The sequence below is a fragment of the Microbacterium sp. genome, assembly GCF_035554235.1.
Lineage (GTDB): Bacteria > Actinomycetota > Actinomycetes > Actinomycetales > Microbacteriaceae > Microbacterium.
The window spans coordinates 34,452-51,989 of record NZ_DATMIO010000122.1 but is presented as its reverse complement, the minus strand read 5'-3'; the positions used below and the strand labels follow the sequence as shown (position 1 = coordinate 51,989).

The window sequence follows — 17,538 nt, the reverse complement described above, 5'->3', positions numbered from 1 at the left end:
GCCATCACGCAGTGGCCTCCGGATGCGCCGCGCGGGTCGGTGACGACGTTCTGCCTCGAGCATGGGATCTCGCGCGAGACGTTCTACGCGATCCGAAGGCGCGCGGCCGCAGAGGGCCCGGCTGCGGCATTGGAGCCACGGTCGAGACGCCCGAAAGACAGCCCGGGCAAACTCGCCGACGCCATTGCCGTGCAGGCGATCGCGGTGCGGGCTGCGTTGGAACAGTCCGGGCTCGATCACGGCCCGATCAGTGTTCACGAGAAGATGCGGTCGCTCGGGATGGAGCCGGTGCCGTCGACCGCGTCGCTATCTCGCATCTTCCGTGACGCCCGGGTCGCGAAGACTGAGCCGCGGAAGAAGCCACGCTCCTCCTACCGGCGATTCGTCTACCCCCGGCACCGAACGCGTGCTGGCAGCTTGATGCGACGGAGTATGTCCTCACTGGCGGGCGCAAGTGCGTGATCTTCCAACTCATCGACGACCACTCCCGCCTCGCCATCGCCTCTCACGTCGCGTGGGGCGAAACGTCCGAAGCCGCGATCGTCGTGGTGAAGAAGGGCATCGCCGCGCACGGTGTTCCGCAACGGCTGCTCTCTCGACAAGCAGCCTCTCGCCGCGACTCTCGAGCAACTGCAAACCCAGGTCGACGACTTCGACCCCATCTACGACACCCTGCGACCTCACCAAGCGCTTCAGGGCCGGATCACGCCGCAGTCCGCCTGGGACGCCACCTCGAGGACCGAACCGCCCCGACCGGTCGCCCCGCGCGGACCGCTCCCGAGCCCCTCTGAAGAGATCAGTGAAGCTGGTCGGCAACACCGGCGCGGTCGAGTTCCGCGGCATCCGATTCGGGATCGCCCGCGCCTTCGCCGAGCAGAGAGTCTGCGTCGTGGACGCCGGGAAGACCGTCATGGTCTTCGACCTCCGCGGCACCCTGATCATCGCGCACCCCTGGCCCAGACCCGGCACCAAATACGTCAGCAACGGCCGCCGACCCGGGCCCGCGAGGACCCTCTAACGTCAGGCATGTCCTGACACATCAACTGTCAGAGATGTCCTGAGGCAGAACTGTCAGGCATGTCCTGATACATCACAGGCGAAGGCGCCTACACCCGCCCACGGCGTGCCCACATTTTGCCCACAAGTTGCGTACGCACACATCAATCCATGTACACGCTGGCACCCCAATCGACTTGCCCGTCGACCGCATCGATCGATCAGATCGGGTGCGATCGGCAGCTGCATCCGCGTGTTTCTGCGGGTAGGTGGCCGGACACGTTGCGTACTGCGGCGTTGCGCGTCGCCGGCCAAGCGAAAGCTTCGTCAATCCAAGGGAGGGTTCAAGTCCCTCCGTCTCAGCCATGAAATCCCTGGGCAGGCGCACTTTTCTGGCTTCTTGCATGAGTTCTCGGTCTTTGCCGGACGGTCCGTTCGAGTGTCCCCGCTGTGTCCTGCGGCACACCCGCGGGACACATGTCTCGGTGGCATGACCCGGCCACCACGAATCCAGCTTTCCGCGTCGGGGTAGCCGACGAACACCGTCGAGTGCAGGGCTGCGATGTGTGCTGAGATTTCAGCCGCGGCATCCACCGGGTCGTGAGGCCGCACAGCGTCGAGGATGCGCTCGTGGTCGTGGTTGGCGAGCTTCAGCCGCTCGAGAGGGTGATCTATTTTGGGTTCCAACGTCAATCCACAATGGAGGTGCGGTTTGTCCCGAACGCTCACGGTTTCGGCGGTGCAGGCTCAGCCGGTGACCATCGGCGCCGATCTGGCACCCTTCCGCGCCGACGTGATCGCGCGCGCCGCGCATGCCGATCTCATCGTCTACCCCGAGCTGCACCTGTTCGGTTCCGAGATCTGGCCCGACGAGCAGCGCAACGTCGAACTCCGCCGATCCGCCGTTCCACTCGACGGCCAGCTCGTGGCAGAGCTCGGCGACATCGCGCGCGAAGCCGGCGCGTGGCTGATCCCAGGCAGCATCTGCGAGAGGGGTCCGCTCGGCGAACTCTTCAACACCGCCCTCGTGTTCTCGCCGGCCGGCGAACTCGTCGCGCACTACCGCAAGGTCTTCCCGTGGCGGCCATTCGAGCCCTACGACGCGGGCGACCGTTTCGTGGTGTTCGACATCCCAGGGGTCGGCCGCCTCGGCATCTCGATCTGCTACGACGCCTGGTTCCCCGAGGTTGCCCGCCACCTCGCCTGGATGGGCGCCGAAGCGGTCATCAACATCGTCAAGACGACCACCCCGGATCGCTCCCAGGAGCTGGTGCTGGCGCAGGCCAACTCCATCGTCAACCAGACCTTCACTGTGTCGGTCAATTGCGCAGGCCCGATTGGCCGGGGTCAGAGCCTCATCGTCGATCCCGAGGGCAAGGTGCTCGCCGAGTCGGCGGGCGTCGACCCCGTCGAGCTGATCAGCACGCTCGACCTCAGCCACGTGACGAAGGTGCACCTTGAGGGCACCGCCGGCAGCAACCGGATGTGGTCGCAGTTCGTGTCCACCGACTCGCCTCTCGCTCTCCCCATGTACGCCGGCCGGATCGATCCGGACACCTGGCATCCCAGCACCACCGCTGCTCACCACCCGTCGACGATGTCCTGAAACCGGGCACCCCGTCATGTCGACGGGAGCTCGTCCCAGGTCGTCGTCGCGCGGACCACTGCCGTGGGGCGAGGCTCCACCTGCTCGAGCTTGACGTCGTGCGCCATCCTCACGGGGCGACCACCGCGGCGGGCGTGCGGAGCACTTTCGCCATCGGCTTGCCGCGGGCGAGCTCGTCGACGACCTTGTCGAGGTATCGGATCTTCTGCATGAGCGGATCCTCGATCTCTTCCACCCGCACCCCGCAGATGACGCCCGTGATCAACGATGCGTTCGGGTTCATCCGTGCATCGGCGAAGAACTCCGCGAACGTCGTGCCGTCGGCGATGTGGCGGCGCAGCGCGACCTCATCGAATCCGGTCAGCCATCGGATGACCTCATCGAGCTCGGCGGAGGTCCGCCCCTTCCTCTCCACCTTCGCCATGTACAGCGGATAGACCGCGGCGAACGACATGTCGAAGATCCTATGCACGCGTCCAGGGTACGCCGCTCGTTTTTCCTAGCATCTCTGGACGCGTCGTCGTGCCGTCTCGAACCACGTCCCTGAGCCATCGTCCGGCCGCTGCGACGCGGACGGGGTCTTGACGCGCGCGGGCAACTCTCCTATCCTGTCTGATAGCTGATATCTGGCATGTATGAAACAAGGGAGTTTTCATGGACGAGCGAGACGCACTCGCCGAATTTCCCGGAGCCGTAAGCGTGGAAGCCTCGAGCGTTCGGGCAGCGGCCATCAGGCTTGGGACGGTGCTGATCGTGCTTGACGACGATCCGACCGGCACACAGTCCGTCGCGGATCTTCCCGTGCTGACGAAGTGGGATCGCGCAGACTTCGACTGGGCCCTCGCGCAGGGCGCCTCCGCCGTTTACGTCCTGACGAACACCCGCAGTCTCGACCCGGCTGAGGCCGCAGAGCGCAATCGGCAGATCGTGACCAACGCCTCGGCATCGGCCGCGATGCTCGGCATCACACTGGGGTTCGCCAGCAGGAGCGACTCCACGCTGCGCGGACACTACCCGCTCGAGACCGACGTCATCGCACAGACGCTGGCCGATGCGGCGGGGGAGCGAGTCGACGGGGTCGTGATCGTCCCCGCATTCCCCGACGCGGGCCGCGTGACGATCGGCGGCGTCCACTACATGCGCGACGGCGACGCGCTGACCCCCATCGCTGAGACCGAGTTCGCGAAGGACGCGACATTCGGATACGCATCATCGTCACTATCCGCTTGGGTTGAGGAGAAATCGTCTGGCCGGATCCGGCAACAGGATGTCGTGGTGCTCGACCTCGGCATCATTCGTAGCGGTGCGACCGCGATCGCCGAAGCACTGGCATTCGTGAACGACTCGACCCCGATCGTCGCCGACGCTGTTTCCGAAGACGATCTGCGTCTGCTGTCTCTCGGGCTGATCGAGTCGGAGTCCCGCGGCAAGCGATTCCTCTACCGGGTGGGACCGCCCTTCGTCCGCGCTCGCATCGGTCAGGAGATCAAGGCGCCGCTCACAACCGGCGAGATCTTCACCGACCCGACGCCGACGCTCACCGGCGGGTTGATCGTCGTCGGCTCGCACGTCGGGCTGACCACCCGGCAACTGGCCCGCCTGAAGGCGGAGCGACCGGATGCCGTGACCGTCGAGGTCGACGTGAACGAGATCGTCGGCACGTCGAACGCGAGCGAGTACCTGAGCATCGTGTCGTCCGACATCGTCGAAGCGCTGGGCACCGGTGACGTCATCGTCAACACCAGCAGAACCCTCAAGCGCAGCGACGACCCCGCCGAGAGCCTCGACATCTCGCGCCGTGTCTCGGCAGCACTTGTCACCATCACCCAACGCGCCCTGGCCGCACGCCCCCCGAGGTTCGTCGTCGCCAAGGGAGGGATCACCTCCAGCGATGTCGCATCGCTCGGGCTCAGCATCCGCCACGCCATCGTCCGCGGACCGATGCTGCCCGGCATCGTGTCGCTCTGGCAGCCCGTCGACGGGCCGGCGGTCGGCATCCCCTATGTCGTCTTCGCAGGCAACGTCGGCGACGACGGATCCCTCGCCGCCGTCGTCGCCACCCTCTCGGCGCACGTGCCCGTGCGCTCCCCCCGCTAGCAGTCACCACAGAACAGGAACCCGTCAATGTCCGACTACAAAGTAGCCGTCCTCGGTCTGGGGGCGATGGGCCTGCCGATGGCCACCCGCCTGACCACCGGTCTCACCGTCCATGGCTTCGACATCGCTCAGCCGCGCCTCGACCTCGCGTCCGCGGCCGGGATCGTGCCGTTCGGCTCCGCCATCGAGACGGTGGCCGGCGTCGACGCTGTGCTTCTCGCGGTGCGCGACAGCGCCCAGCTGGACGACGTCCTCTTCGGCACGGCAGGAATCGCCGAATCCCTCCAGCCCGGCGCGGTCGTCATCCTGACGAGCACGGTCGGCATGGACGGCATACCCACCGTCGTCGAACGGCTCGAGGCCGTCGGCGTCGAACTCGTTGACGCTCCCCTCAGCGGGGGACCGGTGCGTGCCGGCGCGGGCGATCTGCTGATCGTCGTGGGCGCCTCGCCAGCGGCTCGCGAGAAGGCGGCGCCGGTGCTCAACCTGCTCGCCTCCACACTGACGGTCGTCGGCGACAAGGCCGGCGACGGCCAGGCGCTCAAGACCGTGAACCAGCTGCTCTGCGGAGTCCACATCGCCGCGGCCGCGGAGGCGCTCGCACTCGCTGCGGCGTTGGGGCTCGACCCTGCCGCCACGCTCGACGCCCTCATGTCGGGGGCCGCCGCCAGCTTCATGCTCGGCAATCGCGGACCGCGCATGCTCGAGGCCTACGAGGAGGGCGGCGCCGAGGTGCTCAGCCGCCTCGACATCTTCGTCAAGGACATGGGCATCGTGGGCAAGGCATCCCGAGCCGCGGGCCTCGCGACCCCCGTCGCAGCCGCGGCCGAGCAGCTCTATCTGATCGGAAAGGCGCAGGGCCTCTCAGCACTCGACGACTCCGCCGTCATCACCGTCATCGCACCCTCCCCGCCCACCCACTGACCCGACTCCATCCCGCAGCAGTCAAAGGAGACACCGTGTACGCAACCATCCTCAAGGCCGCAGATGCCGTACCGATCGCGCCGACCACCCAGCTGGACACGCCATGGCTGCTCGCCATCGCCGCGGCAGGCATCGCGATCCTGCTCGTCCTCATCATCCGATTCAAAATCCACGCGTTCGTGGCGCTGCTGCTGGTCAGCATCCTCGTCGCGATCTCGACCAACATCTCCCTCGTGGATGTGTTCCCGTTGATCGCCACCGGCGTCGGCGCGACGATGGGCAAGGTCCTCATCATCATCGCGCTCGGCGCGGTGCTCGGACGACTGATCGAAGTGTCCGGGGGAGTGCAGAGCCTCGCCGATCACTTCACGAGCGTCTTCGGCCCCAGGCGCGTTGCGATCGCCCTGACGATCGTCGCGTTCCTCGTCGCCATCCCGGTCTTCTTCGAAGTCGGCGTCATCGTCATGGTGCCGATCATCTACGCCTTCAGCAAGATCGCCGGGTTCAACCCCATCAAGTTCGGTCTGCCCATGTTCGGCCTCATGCTCGCCGTGCACGTCGCCGTTCCGCCCCACCCGGGCATCGTCGCGGGCGCGGGAGTCTTCGGCGCCGACCTGGGGCTCGTCGCCATGATCGCGCTGCCGATCTGCGTCGTCCTCGGGTTCCTGTGCTACTGGGTCTCGAGCATCATGAATCGCCGCGAATACGAGGTCAACCACACGGTCGCCGCCCAGCTCGCGGAGTTCGGCACCACCGAGACGATCATCACCACGACCGACAAGCACGGAAACGTGCTCGCCCCGCCGCGCACCCGCATGATCGTCGCGCTGATCGCCATCCCGATCGTTCAGATCATGCTCGGCACCGTGCTGGCGCTGACTTTGCCTGCCGAGACATTCGGGCACGACCTTGCCGTCTTCGTGGGGACGCCGGTCTTCGCACTTCTCGTCGCCGTCGGCATCGCCTTCTTCGCCCTGCCGGTCCGTCGCGGGTGGGGGCTCAAGCGCACCAATGAGGTCTTCGAATCCGCCTTCCCCCCGATCGCCTCCATCCTGCTGGTGGTCGCCGGCGGTGGTGTCTTAGGTGCCGTGCTGCAGACGAGCGGTATCGGGAACGCGCTGGCCACGACGCTCGACGGCGTCGGGGTCCCGCTCATCCTCCTCGCCTTCCTGCTGACGCTCATTCTCCGAGCGGCCCAGGGCTCGGCGACCGTCGCGATCGTCACGACGGCGAGCCTGCTGGCCACCGCGGTCGCCGACGGCGGATACACCCCCTTCCAGGTCGCGCTCATCACGGTGGCGGTCGGGTTCGGTGGCCTTGGCCTGTCGATGGTCACCGACGCGGGGTTCTGGATCGTCGTGCGATACCTCGGCATCTCGGTGGCAGACGGTCTGCGCACCTGGACCGTGTTGACGACGATCCTCGGCGTCGCCGGCTTCCTCATGGTCTGGGCCGCATTCCTGATCAGCGGCGGCGGACTGTAGGTTCGGAAGCACTGACCCGCATCTGCAGATCGGTTGGGAGGAATCGTGGCTCGGAAGACCCTCGTCACCCAGGTTGTCGACGCGATCCTCGATGACATCGTCGCAGGAACGATTCCGATCGGTGACGGGCTCCCCAGCGAGGCGGACATCGCGGAAAGCCATGACGTCAGCCGGCTGACCGTCCGGGAGGCGATTCGGACGCTGCAGGCGCAGGGTGTGCTCCGGGTCGAGACCGGCAAGGGTTCGTTCGTCAACCCGGTTTCGGAGTGGACCTCATTCGAAGCCGTGCTCCGGGTATCCGCCGCGGGAAGCAGCGACGACGAGGTGGCCGTCCAGCTGCTCGAACTGCGCCGGATCTTCGAGGTCGGTGCCGCCGCGCTGGCCGCCGAGCGGCGAACCGACTCCGATCTGAAGAGGATGTCGGCGCTGATCGACGTCATGAAGAGCGCCCACCATCGCAACGATGTGGCCGGCTTCGTCGAGGCCGACATCGCATTTCACGACGTGATTCTCAAGGCCTCCCACAACATCTTCCTCGCCGCGATGTTCGAACCCCTGACGCGTGTACTTCGGGAGCGGCGCGAGCAGACATCCCGCGTCCGTGAAATCCAGATCCATGCGATCTCGGAGCATGAGGGCGTCCTGCGTGCGTTGGAGTCCGGTGATCCAGGCAAAGCACGAGAGGCGATGCAAAGTCACATGACGCAGACTCTCGATGATCTGCAGACCTACGTCCTCACGAACCGCCCCGCAGTCTGAGGACCCCGTTTCCAGGACGTCGTCATGTCGTGAGCTGAGGAGATCGACGCGAACGCCGGCGGTCATTGTCTGCTCGTTCCGGTAGATGGCGTCGAAGCTGCGTTTCAGGGTCTCGCCGATCTGTCGGCGGCACGTGGTACCCTAATCGCAATAAACGCAAACTGTTGCGTTCGTTCTTATCGAGGTGATTCCTGTGTCTCGCGCTGCGGTCGTTGAGGAGACGTATCTTCCGAGCAAGGTTGATGTGCTTGCTCGGGTCTCGGACTTTCTGAGCGCTCATGAGGCAGCCGGTCGGACAGTACCTGAGCCGCGCTACTTCCTCGCCGGAGCGCGCCCTGGCGACCAGGTCGAGCTTCCGGAAGAGGTTTACCTCGCGCTGCGCAAGGTAGTCGACGCGATGCGAAGTGGACTCGCGGTATCGGTTGTGCCGCAGACGACGCGCCTGACAACGCAGCAAGCGGCGGACCTGCTGAACGTGAGCCGGCCGACTGTCGTGAAGCTCCTTGACGACGGCGAGATCCCCTTCGAGAGGGCGGGAACGCACCGCCGCGTTCTCCTTGCGGATCTGCTCGAGTATCGGGAGCATCGGCGCGAGCGTCAGTACGACATGCTTGCCGTGACGCGCGACGCCATTGATGAAGAGAACGTCGCCCAGGCGCTCGAGGACCTCAAGGCGGCTAGGAAGACGGTCGCGGCGAGGCGAGCTGCCAGGCTTAGCTCCACCGACTGACAGGATGGGGTCGTGTTCACGGCCACTCTCGACACCAACGTGCTGTGGCCGAGTCTGCAACGGGACTTCCTGCTGTCTCTCGCGATCGAGGGCGCGTACCGGCCGACCTGGAGTGCCGCGATCCTCGACGAACTCGAGTTCCACGAGGAGACCAAGCTCGTGAGACTCGGAGCGTCGAGCACAGAGGCCGGCGAGCGTGCGTCGACTCTCATCGCCGCGATGCGACGTGAGTTCGCCGACGCGGAGGTTGAAGGCTGGGAGCCGCTGGAGGGTACCTTCGGGTTGCCCGATCCTGATGACGAGCACGTGGTCGCTGCGGCGGTCATCGCGGGAGCCGGAGCGATCGTCACCGAGAACTTCAAGGACTTCCCCTCGGACAGGATTCCGCCGAGCATCCAAGTGCTCAGCGCGCGGGAGTTCGCGAGGAACACCGTCGCGCTGAATCCGCAGTACGCATTGGCCGCCGTTCAGGAGATCGCAAGACGCTCCGGCCGCCACGGCGCAGTGCTCACCGTCGATGCGATCCTCGATGTTCTGCGCGACCGATACGCCATGATCGAAGCGGTGGAGATGATGGTCGAATCGTCGGCCTAGCAGGACTCCACACGGACGCCCGTCAGTGGTCATCACCGCCGTCAAGGTGACTGGTGTCTCACCGCGCTCAGCGGCGGAAGGTGAATGCGAGGTCGAGGTACGGGAGGTGCTCGCGGGCAATGACAGCGGTCAGTGTCCCACCGCTGGGCAGCTTCGCGCCAATGGCGTAGACGAAGGGGTCCGTGTCGATCTCCGCGCCGGTCAGCACCAGACCGTCGACCGCAACCTCGACATCCTGCCTGACCACACGCTCCGAGGTCAGCGCGGGGGAATCCCAATCGTGTAGACCGAGCCCGAGCTGTTCGCGGAACTGGTTGATCAGGATGTAGTTCGCGTGCTGGACGAGGAGGTAGGGGAGGGTGGTGTAGTCGGACTCCACGCGATGCCAGGTCGTCTGTACCGCCTCCCACAGGACGGGGTACCGCATCCGCGCGACGCCCTCGATCAGCCACGCCGGACGCGGCCAGGGGGGAACCTCGTCGATCGAGCGCCGTGTCTGCTCGTCGAGGTCGGCGAGGTTCACCGGGTCGGATTTGTCGTCTGGGTTTCGCCAGAGCGTCGCGGAGACGCTGGCGGTCATGGTGTTGAAGCCGTGGACGTCGGCGCCGGAACTGACGCCGATGTCCGTGACCTCCAGGCAGCGCTGGTCAGCGAACTGGACGATGGGGATCGGCATGTTCTTCAGCATCTCTTCACGCTGAAGCCGTGGGTCGGGTGCGTCTTCGGGGAGAACTCCGGCGAACTGCATCCCCTCATCCTCGCGGGGTTCGGCGCGGGTGGTCAATGCAATGCCGCTACGTCGGCCCGGTCGCCCGCATCGCCGCCGGGAGGATGATCTGGTCGATGGTGCCGATGATGAACGCGCGATCGACCGGTTTGCGCAGCATCAGCACCCGGTAGGCGATCATCGCCGGTCCGATCGTGCACAGCGTCTCCACGTCCACGTCCGCGCTGATCTCGCCGCGTTCGATGGCACGCCGGAACACGACGCGGTTGGCGGCCGCGCGCGGTTCGACCAGCGCCTCCTGAGCGGCGGCGGCGAGCTCCGGGTCGCGCGCGATCATCGAGACGATTCCCGCCATCACCTTGAGCTTTCGCTCGCCCTCCTGGATGGTCGGCGCCTTCACCATCGCGACCAGGTCGCCGCGCAGGGTGCCGGTGTCGGGCAGAGAATCGAGGTCGAGGTCCCTGGCCTTCATGCACGCGACCGCGTCCAGCACCAGCTCGGGCTTCGACGCCCACCGGCGGTACAGGGTCGCCTTGCCGGCCTTGGCGCGGGCGGCGACCATCTCGATCGTCATGCCGTCATACCCGGTCTCGGCGAGCACCTCGAGCGCGGCATCCAGTATCTCGGGATCGCGCGTCTGGTCGCGCTTTCGGCCCAGCCGGGGCTTCGCCTGCGGGTGGTCGACGTCGAGGTCGAGTTGCGTCATCGCAATCGCCATCCTTTCGGTCCGATCCTCGACATTACCGGCAGGTAAATTCCTGAACCAGTGATATCCGGAACTCCATCGTATCGTATAAGCTGGCTGCATGTCTTCTGCACCCGCCATGCCTGCCACCGACACCCGTCGCTGGATCACGCTCGTCGTCGTCGGGCTCGCTCAGCTCATGGTCGTGCTCGACGCGACGGTCGTGAACATCGCGCTTCCCTCCGCGCAGGCCGACCTGGGCTTCACCGACGGTCAGCGCCAGTGGATCATCACCGCCTACTCTCTCGCCTTCGCAAGCCTCCTTCTGCTCGGCGGACGGCTCTCCGACCTCTGGGGTCGCAAGCGCACGTTCATCATCGGGCTCATCGGCTTCGCCGCCGCATCCGCGTTCGGCGGTGCGGCCGCCTCATTCGAACTCCTCGTCGCCGCCCGCGCGCTGCAGGGCGCGTTCGGCGCCCTCCTGGCCCCCACGGCGCTCGCCGTGCTCACGACGACCTTCGTCATCCCGAAGGAGCGCGCCCGCGCGTTCGGCGTCTTCGGGGCGATCGCCGGCGCCGGGGGAGCGGTCGGACTGCTGCTGGGCGGCATCCTGACCGAGGCGCTCGACTGGCGCTGGAACCTGTACATCAACGTCTTCATCGCCGCCGTCGCCCTCGTCGGTGCCCTTCTCTACATCCCGTTCATCACTCGCAGCGGCCCGCGGCCGAAGCTCGATGTCCCGGGCACCGTGCTGGTATCGGGCGCCCTGTTCGGCCTGGTCTTCGGCTTCTCGAACGCGGAGACCGACGGATGGGATTCCCCGATGACCTGGGGAATGCTCGCCGGTGCCGCCATCCTGCTGGTCGCGTTCGTGCTCTGGCAGCGCCGTGCCGCGCACCCGCTGCTGCCTCTGCGGATCGTCGTGGATCGTAACCGCGGAGCGGCGTTTCTGTCCGTCGCGATCGCCGGCGCGGGGATGTTCGGCGTCTTCCTCTTCGTCACCTATTACGTGCAGCTCACCCTCGGCTACTCACCGATCCAGGCCGGCCTCGCGTTCCTGCCGATGATCGGGATGCTGGTGCTCGCCGCGCAGCTCGGTACGAACATCTTCGTGCCGAGGTTCGGCCCGAAGGTGCTCGTGCCGATCGGAATGACCCTCGGGGCGCTCGGCATGATCTGGCTGACGTTCCTCGACGCGTCGAGCGTGTACGCAATCAACGTCATGCCGCCCCTCATGGTCATCGGCTTCGCGATGGGCACGATCATGCCGGCGTCGATGCAGACCGCCACGCTCGGCGTCGATCCCCAGTTCGCGGGCGTCGCCTCGGCAACGGTCAACACCAGCCAGCAGGTGGGTGGCTCGATCGGCACCGCGCTGCTCAATACTCTGGCGGCCACCGCCGCCGTCGACTACCTCGCTGCGCACACCCCGGTCACACCGGAGGTGGGCGTGCAAGCGGCGCTCGCGAGCTACTCGACGGCGTACTTGTGGGGTGCGGCGTTCTTCGCCTCCGGCGCGGTCATGTCGGCGCTGCTGTTCCGCCGGCGCGCCCACGGTCTCTCGCTGAGCCACGCTCCCGCGCCCGCCGAAGAGGTCGCCCCCGCCGGCGTCAGTCACTGAACGCGTGGAGTCCTGGGCCATGACCTGATGGCCATCGGTTCCGCGGAGACCGCGTTCGAGGCTGCGCTCGCAGACCCGTGATCCTTGCGCGGACCGCCTAGGGCCCGCGAGAAGCCGCCCTTTGCTCGCGTGGACCGCATTGGGTCCGCAGAGCTCGCCGTGTGACGCCTCCGCGATACCGCCCATGGCGGCGCCCGCGACGGCGCCCGGAACTCTGTGTTGCTAACTACCGGTACCTAGTGTTACCGTTTAGTGGTAGTCAGCAACACAGAGTAGATCGGGAGGTGAATCGTGGGAAACCAGATGACAGAGATGCTGAAGGGCACCCTCGAGGGCATCGTGCTTGCGATCCTGGCCGTACGCCCCGCGTACGGCTACGAGATCACGGCTCGGCTGCGTGATCAGGGCTTCGCAGACATCGTCGAAGGCACCGTCTACGCCTTGCTCGTCCGCATCGAGCAGAGGGGATTCGTGGATGTCGAGAAGGTTCCCTCCGAGAAGGGACCGCCGCGGAAGGTGTACTCGATCAACGCGCACGGGCGCGAACAGCTCGACGAGTTCTGGAGGACATGGAGCTTCCTCGCAGGACGTATCGAACAGCTCCATGAAGGAGAGAAGTGACCATGGCCGCAAAGTGGATCGAATTCCTGACGGGATCGCTCGACGACAAGAAGGCGTACCGGCAGTACAAGGCCCGCATCGGGGCGCTGCCCGAGCCGTATAAGTCGGCCGCCAAGGCGTTCGAGCGCTACTTCATGTACAACGGCGGGATCACCGACGGCGACCCCGCCGTGATGATCACGATGCTGAACGATTTCGCCGACCTGTGGGAGCGGGCTGCCACAGACGAGACGCCCGTCGACGAGATCGTCGGCGACGATCCGGTCGAATTCGCCGAGGCATTCGCAGCCGCCTACTCGGGTAAGCGCTGGATCGACAAGGAGCGCGCCCGCCTGACCGAAACCATCAAGGGACTCAGCAAGGAGGACGAGCGATGACCACTACCAACACCCCCGCCATCCGGGTGCAGGGCATCGAGAAGTCGTTCAAGGACCTGCACGTGCTGCGCGGCGTCGACTTCGACGTGACGGCGGGGAGCATCTTCGCGCTTCTCGGCTCCAACGGCGCCGGCAAGACCACGCTCGTGCGCATCCTCTCGACTCTCCTGAAAGCCGACTCGGGCACGGCCACGGTGCACGGGTTCGACGTCGCCGGCCGACCCGGCGACGTGCGCGAGTCGATCAGCTTGACCGGCCAGTTCGCCGCGGTCGACGAAGTGCTCACCGGTCGCGAGAACCTCGTGCTCGTCGCGCAGCTCCGGCACCTGAAGAACCCCGGTGCGATCGCCGACGAGCTGCTCGCCCGGTTCTCGCTCACCGACGCCGGCGGCCGCCGGGCGGCGACGTACTCGGGCGGCATGCGACGTCGGCTCGACATCGCGATGAGCCTGATCGGCAACCCGCCGATCATCTTCCTCGACGAGCCCACCACCGGCCTCGACCCGCAGGCGCGCCTCGAGGTATGGCAGACCGTGAAGGGACTCGCCAGGGGCGGCACGACCGTGCTGCTCACCACCCAGTACCTCGACGAGGCCGAGCAGCTCGCCGACCGCATCGCGATCCTGCACAAGGGCACCATCATCCAGAACGGCACGCTCACCGAACTCAAGCAGCTCCTCCCGCCCGCCAAGGTCGAGTACATCGAGAAGCAGCCCTCGCTCGAGGACGTCTTCCTCGCCCTCGTCGGCGACACCGGCGACACGGACCCCGCCGGCGACGACCGCACAGACGGCGCCGTCCCCGCACGAAAGGAACCCCGATGACCACTCACGTCCTCGGCGACACCGGCATCCTCACCGGGCGCTCGCTGCGCCACATCGTTCGCAGCCCCGACACCATCATCACCACCGCGGTCACCCCGATCGCGCTGATGCTGCTGTTCACGTACGTTTTCGGCGGCGCGATCAACACCGGGGCGGAGTCGTACATCGACTACATGCTCCCGGGCATCCTGCTCATCACCATCGCGTCCGGCGTCGCGTACACGGCGTACCGCCTGTTCCTCGACATGCAGGGCGGCATCTTCGAACGCTTCCAGTCCATGCCGATCGCGAGGTCGAGCGTGCTCTGGGCGCACGTGCTTACGTCGCTGGTGGCGAACCTGGTCTCGGTTGCGATCGTGATCGCGGTCGCGTTGCTCATGGGGTTCCGCACCGGCGCCTCGGTCGGCGCCTGGCTCGCGGTCGCCGGGATCCTGATCCTCTTCACCCTCGCGCTGACGTGGATCGCCGTGATCGCCGGGCTCTCGGCGAAGACCGTCGATGGAGCGAGCGCGTTCAGCTACCCGCTGATCTTCCTGCCGTTCATCAGTTCGGCGTTCGTGCCCACCGAGTCGATGCCCGGCCCGGTCGCGTGGTTCGCGGAGAACCAGCCGGTCACCGCCATCGTGGACACCCTCCGGGCCCTGTTCGCGCAGCAACCGGTGGGCGCCGACATCTGGGTGGCGCTCGCTTGGCTCGTCGGCATCCTCATCGCCGCCTACGCATTCGCGATCGCCATCTACCGCCGCAAGATCAGCTGACGTCGAACACAGCGCACCACAGCGCCACCGGCCGAACGACGCCGCCCGCCCCAACAGGGAGCGGGCGGCGTCGTTGTGCACCCGGTTCAGGAAATTCGGCACGGGGTATGGTTAACAGTCCGCCTCCCGGCGGGCGTAGCCCTCGTCCCGATGCTCCACCGGATGTCATGTTGCCGCCTTTCGCCGAGTCTGTGCTGGTCGTCGGTTCTGGGCGGATGGGGACCGCGCTCGCCGCCCGGCTGCGCGAAGCCGGCGTGCGGGTGCAGGGGCCCGCGGGACGCGGTGCGACCGGTGAGACCGCGGATGTCGTGCTGCTGGCCGTGCCCGACGGCGCGATCGCGGACGCCGCCGCACACATCGCGGCGGGTCGGCTCGTCGGCCACCTCTCCGGGGCGAGCACGCTGGATCCGCTCGCGCCGCACGAGGCGTTCAGCATCCACCCGCTGATGACGATCACGACACCGGACGTCTCGCTCGCCGGGGTTCCCGCGGCCCTGGCCGGTTCCACCGACCGAGCCCTCGGGACGGCCCGGGCTCTGGCCGCTGTCCTCGGGATGGCGGGATTCGGTGTCGCAGACGAGGACCGGGCCGCCTATCACGCGGCGGCGACGATCGCCTCGAACTACCTGGTGACGCTCGAGGGCGCCGCGGAACAGCTCGCGGCCACCGCCGGAGTGCCGCGCGCCGCGCTCGTGCCCCTCGTTCGCGCGACGGTCGAGAATTGGGCCGCGATCGGCGCCGGTCCCGCGCTCACCGGCCCGGTCGCGCGCGGCGACGAGGAGACGGTGAGCCGCCAGCGCGCCGCCGTCGCCGAGCGGCTCCCGGACCGGCTCGCGCTCGTCGATGCGCTGGCGGATGCCACACGCGACCTTGCCGCGTCCACGGGGAACGCGCGACGCCGAACGCGGGCACGACGTCTGCGGGTCATCCGGACGATCGCCGATCTGCGAACGGCGCTGGGCGAGGCCCGTCGACGGGGGAGCATCGGATTCGTCCCGACGATGGGCGCCCTGCACGAGGGGCATCTGTCGCTCGTCACGGCCGCCCGCGAAGAGACCGACACCGTGGTGCTCTCGATCTTCGTCAATCCGACCCAGTTCAACGAGGCGGCGGATCTCGCGGCGTATCCGCGGACCGAGGAGCGCGATGTCGAGCTTGCCGCGACGGCCGGTGTGGACATCGTCTTCGCGCCCGAGGCATCCGAGATCTACCCGACCGGCTTCGCCACGACGGTCAGCGTCTCGGGAGGCATCGCCGAGACGCTCGAGGGCGCCGCGCGCGGCCGAGCCCACTTCGACGGGGTCGCCACGGTGGTCACCAAGCTCCTCCTTGCAGTCCTGCCCGACACGGCCTATTTCGGGGCGAAGGATGCCCAGCAGGTGGTGGTCGTGCGCCGCGCCGTGGCCGATCTGAACCTCCCTGTGCGCATCGCGGTGCGCCCGACCTCCCGTGACCCGGACGGCCTCGCCCGCTCGTCGCGGAACAGGCGGCTCGATCCCGACGAGCGTCGGCGTGCGCTCGCGATTCCGAGAGCGCTGCAGGCGGCCGCCGATGCGATCGGGCGGGGTGAGACGGATGCCGCGGCCATTCGCGAGCGGGCCCTCGCGACACTCGCCGCCGCGCGCCTCGATACCGAGTACGTCGCGGTCGTCGACCCCGATTCGTTCGAGCCCGTCTCGAAGATCGCCTCACCGGCGCTCCTCGTGATCGCCGCCCGGGTCGGTGCCACCCGACTCATCGACAACGCAACACTGGAGCCGAGAGAACGATGATGCGACGCGTACTGCGAACCTCCGATCCCGACATCGTCGCGGAAGGCCCGGCACGGCCGCCCGTCACGATTCCCCGGCTGGTCGAGATGAAGGCCGGCCGCGAGCCGATCGTCATGGTCACCGCCTACGACTACCCCTCCGCGCGGGCCGCGGAACGAGCCGGGGTCGACATGGTGCTCGTGGGCGATTCCGGCGCGCAGGTGGTTCTCGGGCACGGGTCCACGGTCGAAGTCACGACCGACGAGATGCTCGTGCTCGCGAGCGCGGTCCGGCGCGGCGTGCGCACCGCGTTCGTCGTGTGCGATCTGCCCTTCGGGTCCACCGAGGTCTCCGACGAGCAGGCCGTGACGACGGCCCTGCGGTTCGTCAAGGAGGCAGGAGCGGATGCCGTGAAGCTCGAGGGCGGTGGACCCGCGCGGCTCAGCCGCATCCGGGCGCTCGTCTCCGCCGGCATCCCGGTCGTCGGACACGTGGGCCTCACACCGCAGACGGCCGTCTCGCTCGGCGGCCTCCGCGCGCAGGGGCGAACCGCGGCGAGCGCCGCGCAGGTCGTGCGCGATGCCCTCGCGGTGCAGGATGCCGGGGCCTGCGCCCTGGTCGTCGAAGCCGTGCCCGCCGACATCGTCGCCGTCTTCCTCCCCGGCACCCGCATCCCGGTGATCGGGATCGGCGCGGGACCGGCCGACGGGCAGGTGCTGGTTCTGCACGACCTCCTGGGCATCACGGAGGGGCCCACCGCGGCGTTCGTCAAGCGCTACGCCGCGATCGGCGATGGCATGCGCGCGGGCATCGCCGCATACGCCGACGAGGTGAGACGGAGCGTGTTTCCGGGCCCCGAACACGGCTACGCCGCGGGCGCCGACGCGCTGCCGGCCGCCGAACGTGAGTTCGCCCGCTGGAAGGCCGAAGACGACGACCGGCATCGGGAGACCGCGGAGGGCTGAGCGGCGGGGGCCGGAGCCG

Annotated in this window: 18 protein-coding genes and 1 pseudogene; 16 read left to right on the top strand and 3 right to left on the bottom strand. The window is 67.4% G+C overall.

Translation table 11 applies throughout. The features are described from left to right. The 3 genes and pseudogenes from VNT50_RS06265 to VNT50_RS06255 form a co-directional block, all read left to right on the top strand. Nucleotides 1–747: pseudogene (locus tag VNT50_RS06265) on the top strand (helix-turn-helix domain-containing protein); the annotation flags it as partial. 52 nt (nt 748–799) lie between these two features. Beyond that, nucleotides 800–1,018, top strand: coding sequence for a hypothetical protein (locus VNT50_RS06260; protein ID WP_325484243.1), 219 nt, complete (start codon nt 800–802; stop codon nt 1,016–1,018). 732 nt (nt 1,019–1,750) lie between these two features. Then, nucleotides 1,751–2,602: a carbon-nitrogen hydrolase family protein gene (locus VNT50_RS06255; RefSeq protein ID WP_325484239.1), complete on the top strand. Its 852-nt coding sequence runs from the start codon at nt 1,751–1,753 to the stop codon at nt 2,600–2,602. A 109-nt stretch (nt 2,603–2,711) separates the two neighbouring features. On the opposite strand, the gene VNT50_RS06250 is transcribed toward VNT50_RS06255, so the two are convergent. Further along, a complete protein-coding gene (locus VNT50_RS06250; RefSeq protein WP_325484238.1) occupies nt 2,712–3,056 on the bottom strand; it encodes a DUF2200 domain-containing protein in 345 nt (114 codons plus the stop codon). Between the two features lie 200 nt (nt 3,057–3,256). Between VNT50_RS06250 and VNT50_RS06245 the strand changes: the two genes are divergently transcribed. The 6 genes from VNT50_RS06245 to VNT50_RS06220 all read left to right on the top strand — a co-directional run bounded on the left by VNT50_RS06245 (nt 3,257) and on the right by VNT50_RS06220 (nt 9,190). After that, nucleotides 3,257–4,699 (top strand): four-carbon acid sugar kinase family protein, encoded by a 1,443-nt coding sequence (locus VNT50_RS06245; RefSeq protein WP_414683945.1) that lies wholly within the window; start codon nt 3,257–3,259, stop codon nt 4,697–4,699. 27 nt (nt 4,700–4,726) lie between these two features. Continuing rightward, a complete protein-coding gene (locus VNT50_RS06240) occupies nt 4,727–5,623 on the top strand; it encodes an NAD(P)-dependent oxidoreductase (RefSeq protein ID WP_325484236.1) in 897 nt (298 codons plus the stop codon). 35 nt (nt 5,624–5,658) lie between these two features. After that, nucleotides 5,659–7,107, top strand: a complete 1,449-nt coding sequence (locus VNT50_RS06235) for a GntP family transporter (protein WP_325484235.1) — start codon at nt 5,659–5,661, stop codon at nt 7,105–7,107. Nucleotides 7,108–7,152: 45 nt separating this feature from the next. After that, complete coding sequence (locus VNT50_RS06230; RefSeq protein WP_325484234.1) at nt 7,153–7,866, top strand: FadR/GntR family transcriptional regulator; 714 nt, start codon at nt 7,153–7,155, stop codon at nt 7,864–7,866. A gap of 193 nt (nt 7,867–8,059) precedes the next feature. Continuing rightward, nucleotides 8,060–8,596: a helix-turn-helix domain-containing protein gene (locus VNT50_RS06225; protein WP_325484233.1), complete on the top strand. Its 537-nt coding sequence runs from the start codon at nt 8,060–8,062 to the stop codon at nt 8,594–8,596. 12 nt (nt 8,597–8,608) lie between these two features. Further along, entirely contained in the window at nt 8,609–9,190 is a 582-nt protein-coding gene (locus tag VNT50_RS06220; RefSeq protein ID WP_325484232.1) for a PIN domain-containing protein, read from the top strand. A gap of 67 nt (nt 9,191–9,257) precedes the next feature. On the opposite strand, the gene VNT50_RS06215 is transcribed toward VNT50_RS06220, so the two are convergent. Beyond that, nucleotides 9,258–9,938 carry a hypothetical protein gene (locus tag VNT50_RS06215; protein WP_325484231.1) on the bottom strand — a complete coding sequence of 227 codons (681 nt, stop codon included), beginning with the start codon at nt 9,936–9,938 and terminating at the stop codon, nt 9,258–9,260. A gap of 46 nt (nt 9,939–9,984) precedes the next feature. Continuing rightward, on the bottom strand, nt 9,985–10,623 hold the full coding sequence (locus VNT50_RS06210; RefSeq protein WP_325484230.1) for a TetR/AcrR family transcriptional regulator: 639 nt from the start codon (nt 10,621–10,623) through the stop codon (nt 9,985–9,987). 100 nt (nt 10,624–10,723) lie between these two features. Between VNT50_RS06210 and VNT50_RS06205 the strand changes: the two genes are divergently transcribed. The 7 genes from VNT50_RS06205 to panB all read left to right on the top strand — a co-directional run bounded on the left by VNT50_RS06205 (nt 10,724) and on the right by panB (nt 17,519). After that, nucleotides 10,724–12,223 (top strand): MFS transporter, encoded by a 1,500-nt coding sequence (locus VNT50_RS06205; protein ID WP_325484229.1) that lies wholly within the window; start codon nt 10,724–10,726, stop codon nt 12,221–12,223. 291 nt (nt 12,224–12,514) lie between these two features. After that, nucleotides 12,515–12,844, top strand: a complete 330-nt coding sequence (locus VNT50_RS06200; protein ID WP_325484228.1) for a PadR family transcriptional regulator — start codon at nt 12,515–12,517, stop codon at nt 12,842–12,844. Nucleotides 12,845–12,846: 2 nt separating this feature from the next. After that, nucleotides 12,847–13,221, top strand: a complete 375-nt coding sequence (locus tag VNT50_RS06195; RefSeq protein WP_325484227.1) for a DUF1048 domain-containing protein — start codon at nt 12,847–12,849, stop codon at nt 13,219–13,221. After that, the gene (locus VNT50_RS06190) at nt 13,218–14,045 is read left to right on the top strand and encodes an ABC transporter ATP-binding protein (RefSeq protein ID WP_325484226.1); all 828 of its coding nucleotides are present in this window, start codon (nt 13,218–13,220) and stop codon (nt 14,043–14,045) included. Before VNT50_RS06195 ends, VNT50_RS06190 begins: the two co-directional genes overlap by 4 nt. Beyond that, on the top strand, nt 14,042–14,803 hold the full coding sequence (locus tag VNT50_RS06185) for an ABC transporter permease (protein WP_325484225.1): 762 nt from the start codon (nt 14,042–14,044) through the stop codon (nt 14,801–14,803). Before VNT50_RS06190 ends, VNT50_RS06185 begins: the two co-directional genes overlap by 4 nt. A 215-nt stretch (nt 14,804–15,018) precedes the next feature. Further along, nucleotides 15,019–16,575 (top strand): pantoate--beta-alanine ligase, encoded by a 1,557-nt coding sequence (panC, locus tag VNT50_RS06180; RefSeq protein WP_325484224.1) that lies wholly within the window; start codon nt 15,019–15,021, stop codon nt 16,573–16,575. Continuing rightward, nucleotides 16,575–17,519, top strand: a complete 945-nt coding sequence (gene panB, locus VNT50_RS06175; protein ID WP_325484223.1) for a 3-methyl-2-oxobutanoate hydroxymethyltransferase — start codon at nt 16,575–16,577, stop codon at nt 17,517–17,519. Before panC ends, panB begins: the two co-directional genes overlap by 1 nt. The last annotated feature ends 19 nt before the right edge of the window (nt 17,520–17,538 follow it).

Excerpts from the sequence above, each read along its gene's own strand:
- VNT50_RS06250 (WP_325484238.1), bottom strand. The coding sequence starts at position 3,056 with ATGTCGTTCGCCGCGGTCTATCCGCTGTACATGGCGAAGGTGGAGAGG.
- VNT50_RS06245 (WP_414683945.1), top strand. The coding sequence starts at position 3,257 with ATGGACGAGCGAGACGCACTCGCCGAATTTCCCGGAGCCGTAAGCGTG.
- VNT50_RS06240 (WP_325484236.1), top strand. The coding sequence starts at position 4,727 with ATGTCCGACTACAAAGTAGCCGTCCTCGGTCTGGGGGCGATGGGCCTG.
- VNT50_RS06215 (WP_325484231.1), bottom strand. The coding sequence starts at position 9,938 with ATGCAGTTCGCCGGAGTTCTCCCCGAAGACGCACCCGACCCACGGCTT.
- VNT50_RS06210 (WP_325484230.1), bottom strand. The coding sequence starts at position 10,623 with ATGACGCAACTCGACCTCGACGTCGACCACCCGCAGGCGAAGCCCCGG.
- VNT50_RS06205 (WP_325484229.1), top strand. The coding sequence starts at position 10,724 with ATGTCTTCTGCACCCGCCATGCCTGCCACCGACACCCGTCGCTGGATC.
- VNT50_RS06195 (WP_325484227.1), top strand. The coding sequence starts at position 12,847 with ATGGCCGCAAAGTGGATCGAATTCCTGACGGGATCGCTCGACGACAAG.
- VNT50_RS06190 (WP_325484226.1), top strand. The coding sequence starts at position 13,218 with ATGACCACTACCAACACCCCCGCCATCCGGGTGCAGGGCATCGAGAAG.
- VNT50_RS06185 (WP_325484225.1), top strand. The coding sequence starts at position 14,042 with ATGACCACTCACGTCCTCGGCGACACCGGCATCCTCACCGGGCGCTCG.
- panC (WP_325484224.1), top strand. The coding sequence starts at position 15,019 with ATGGGGACCGCGCTCGCCGCCCGGCTGCGCGAAGCCGGCGTGCGGGTG.
- panB (WP_325484223.1), top strand. The coding sequence starts at position 16,575 with ATGCGACGCGTACTGCGAACCTCCGATCCCGACATCGTCGCGGAAGGC.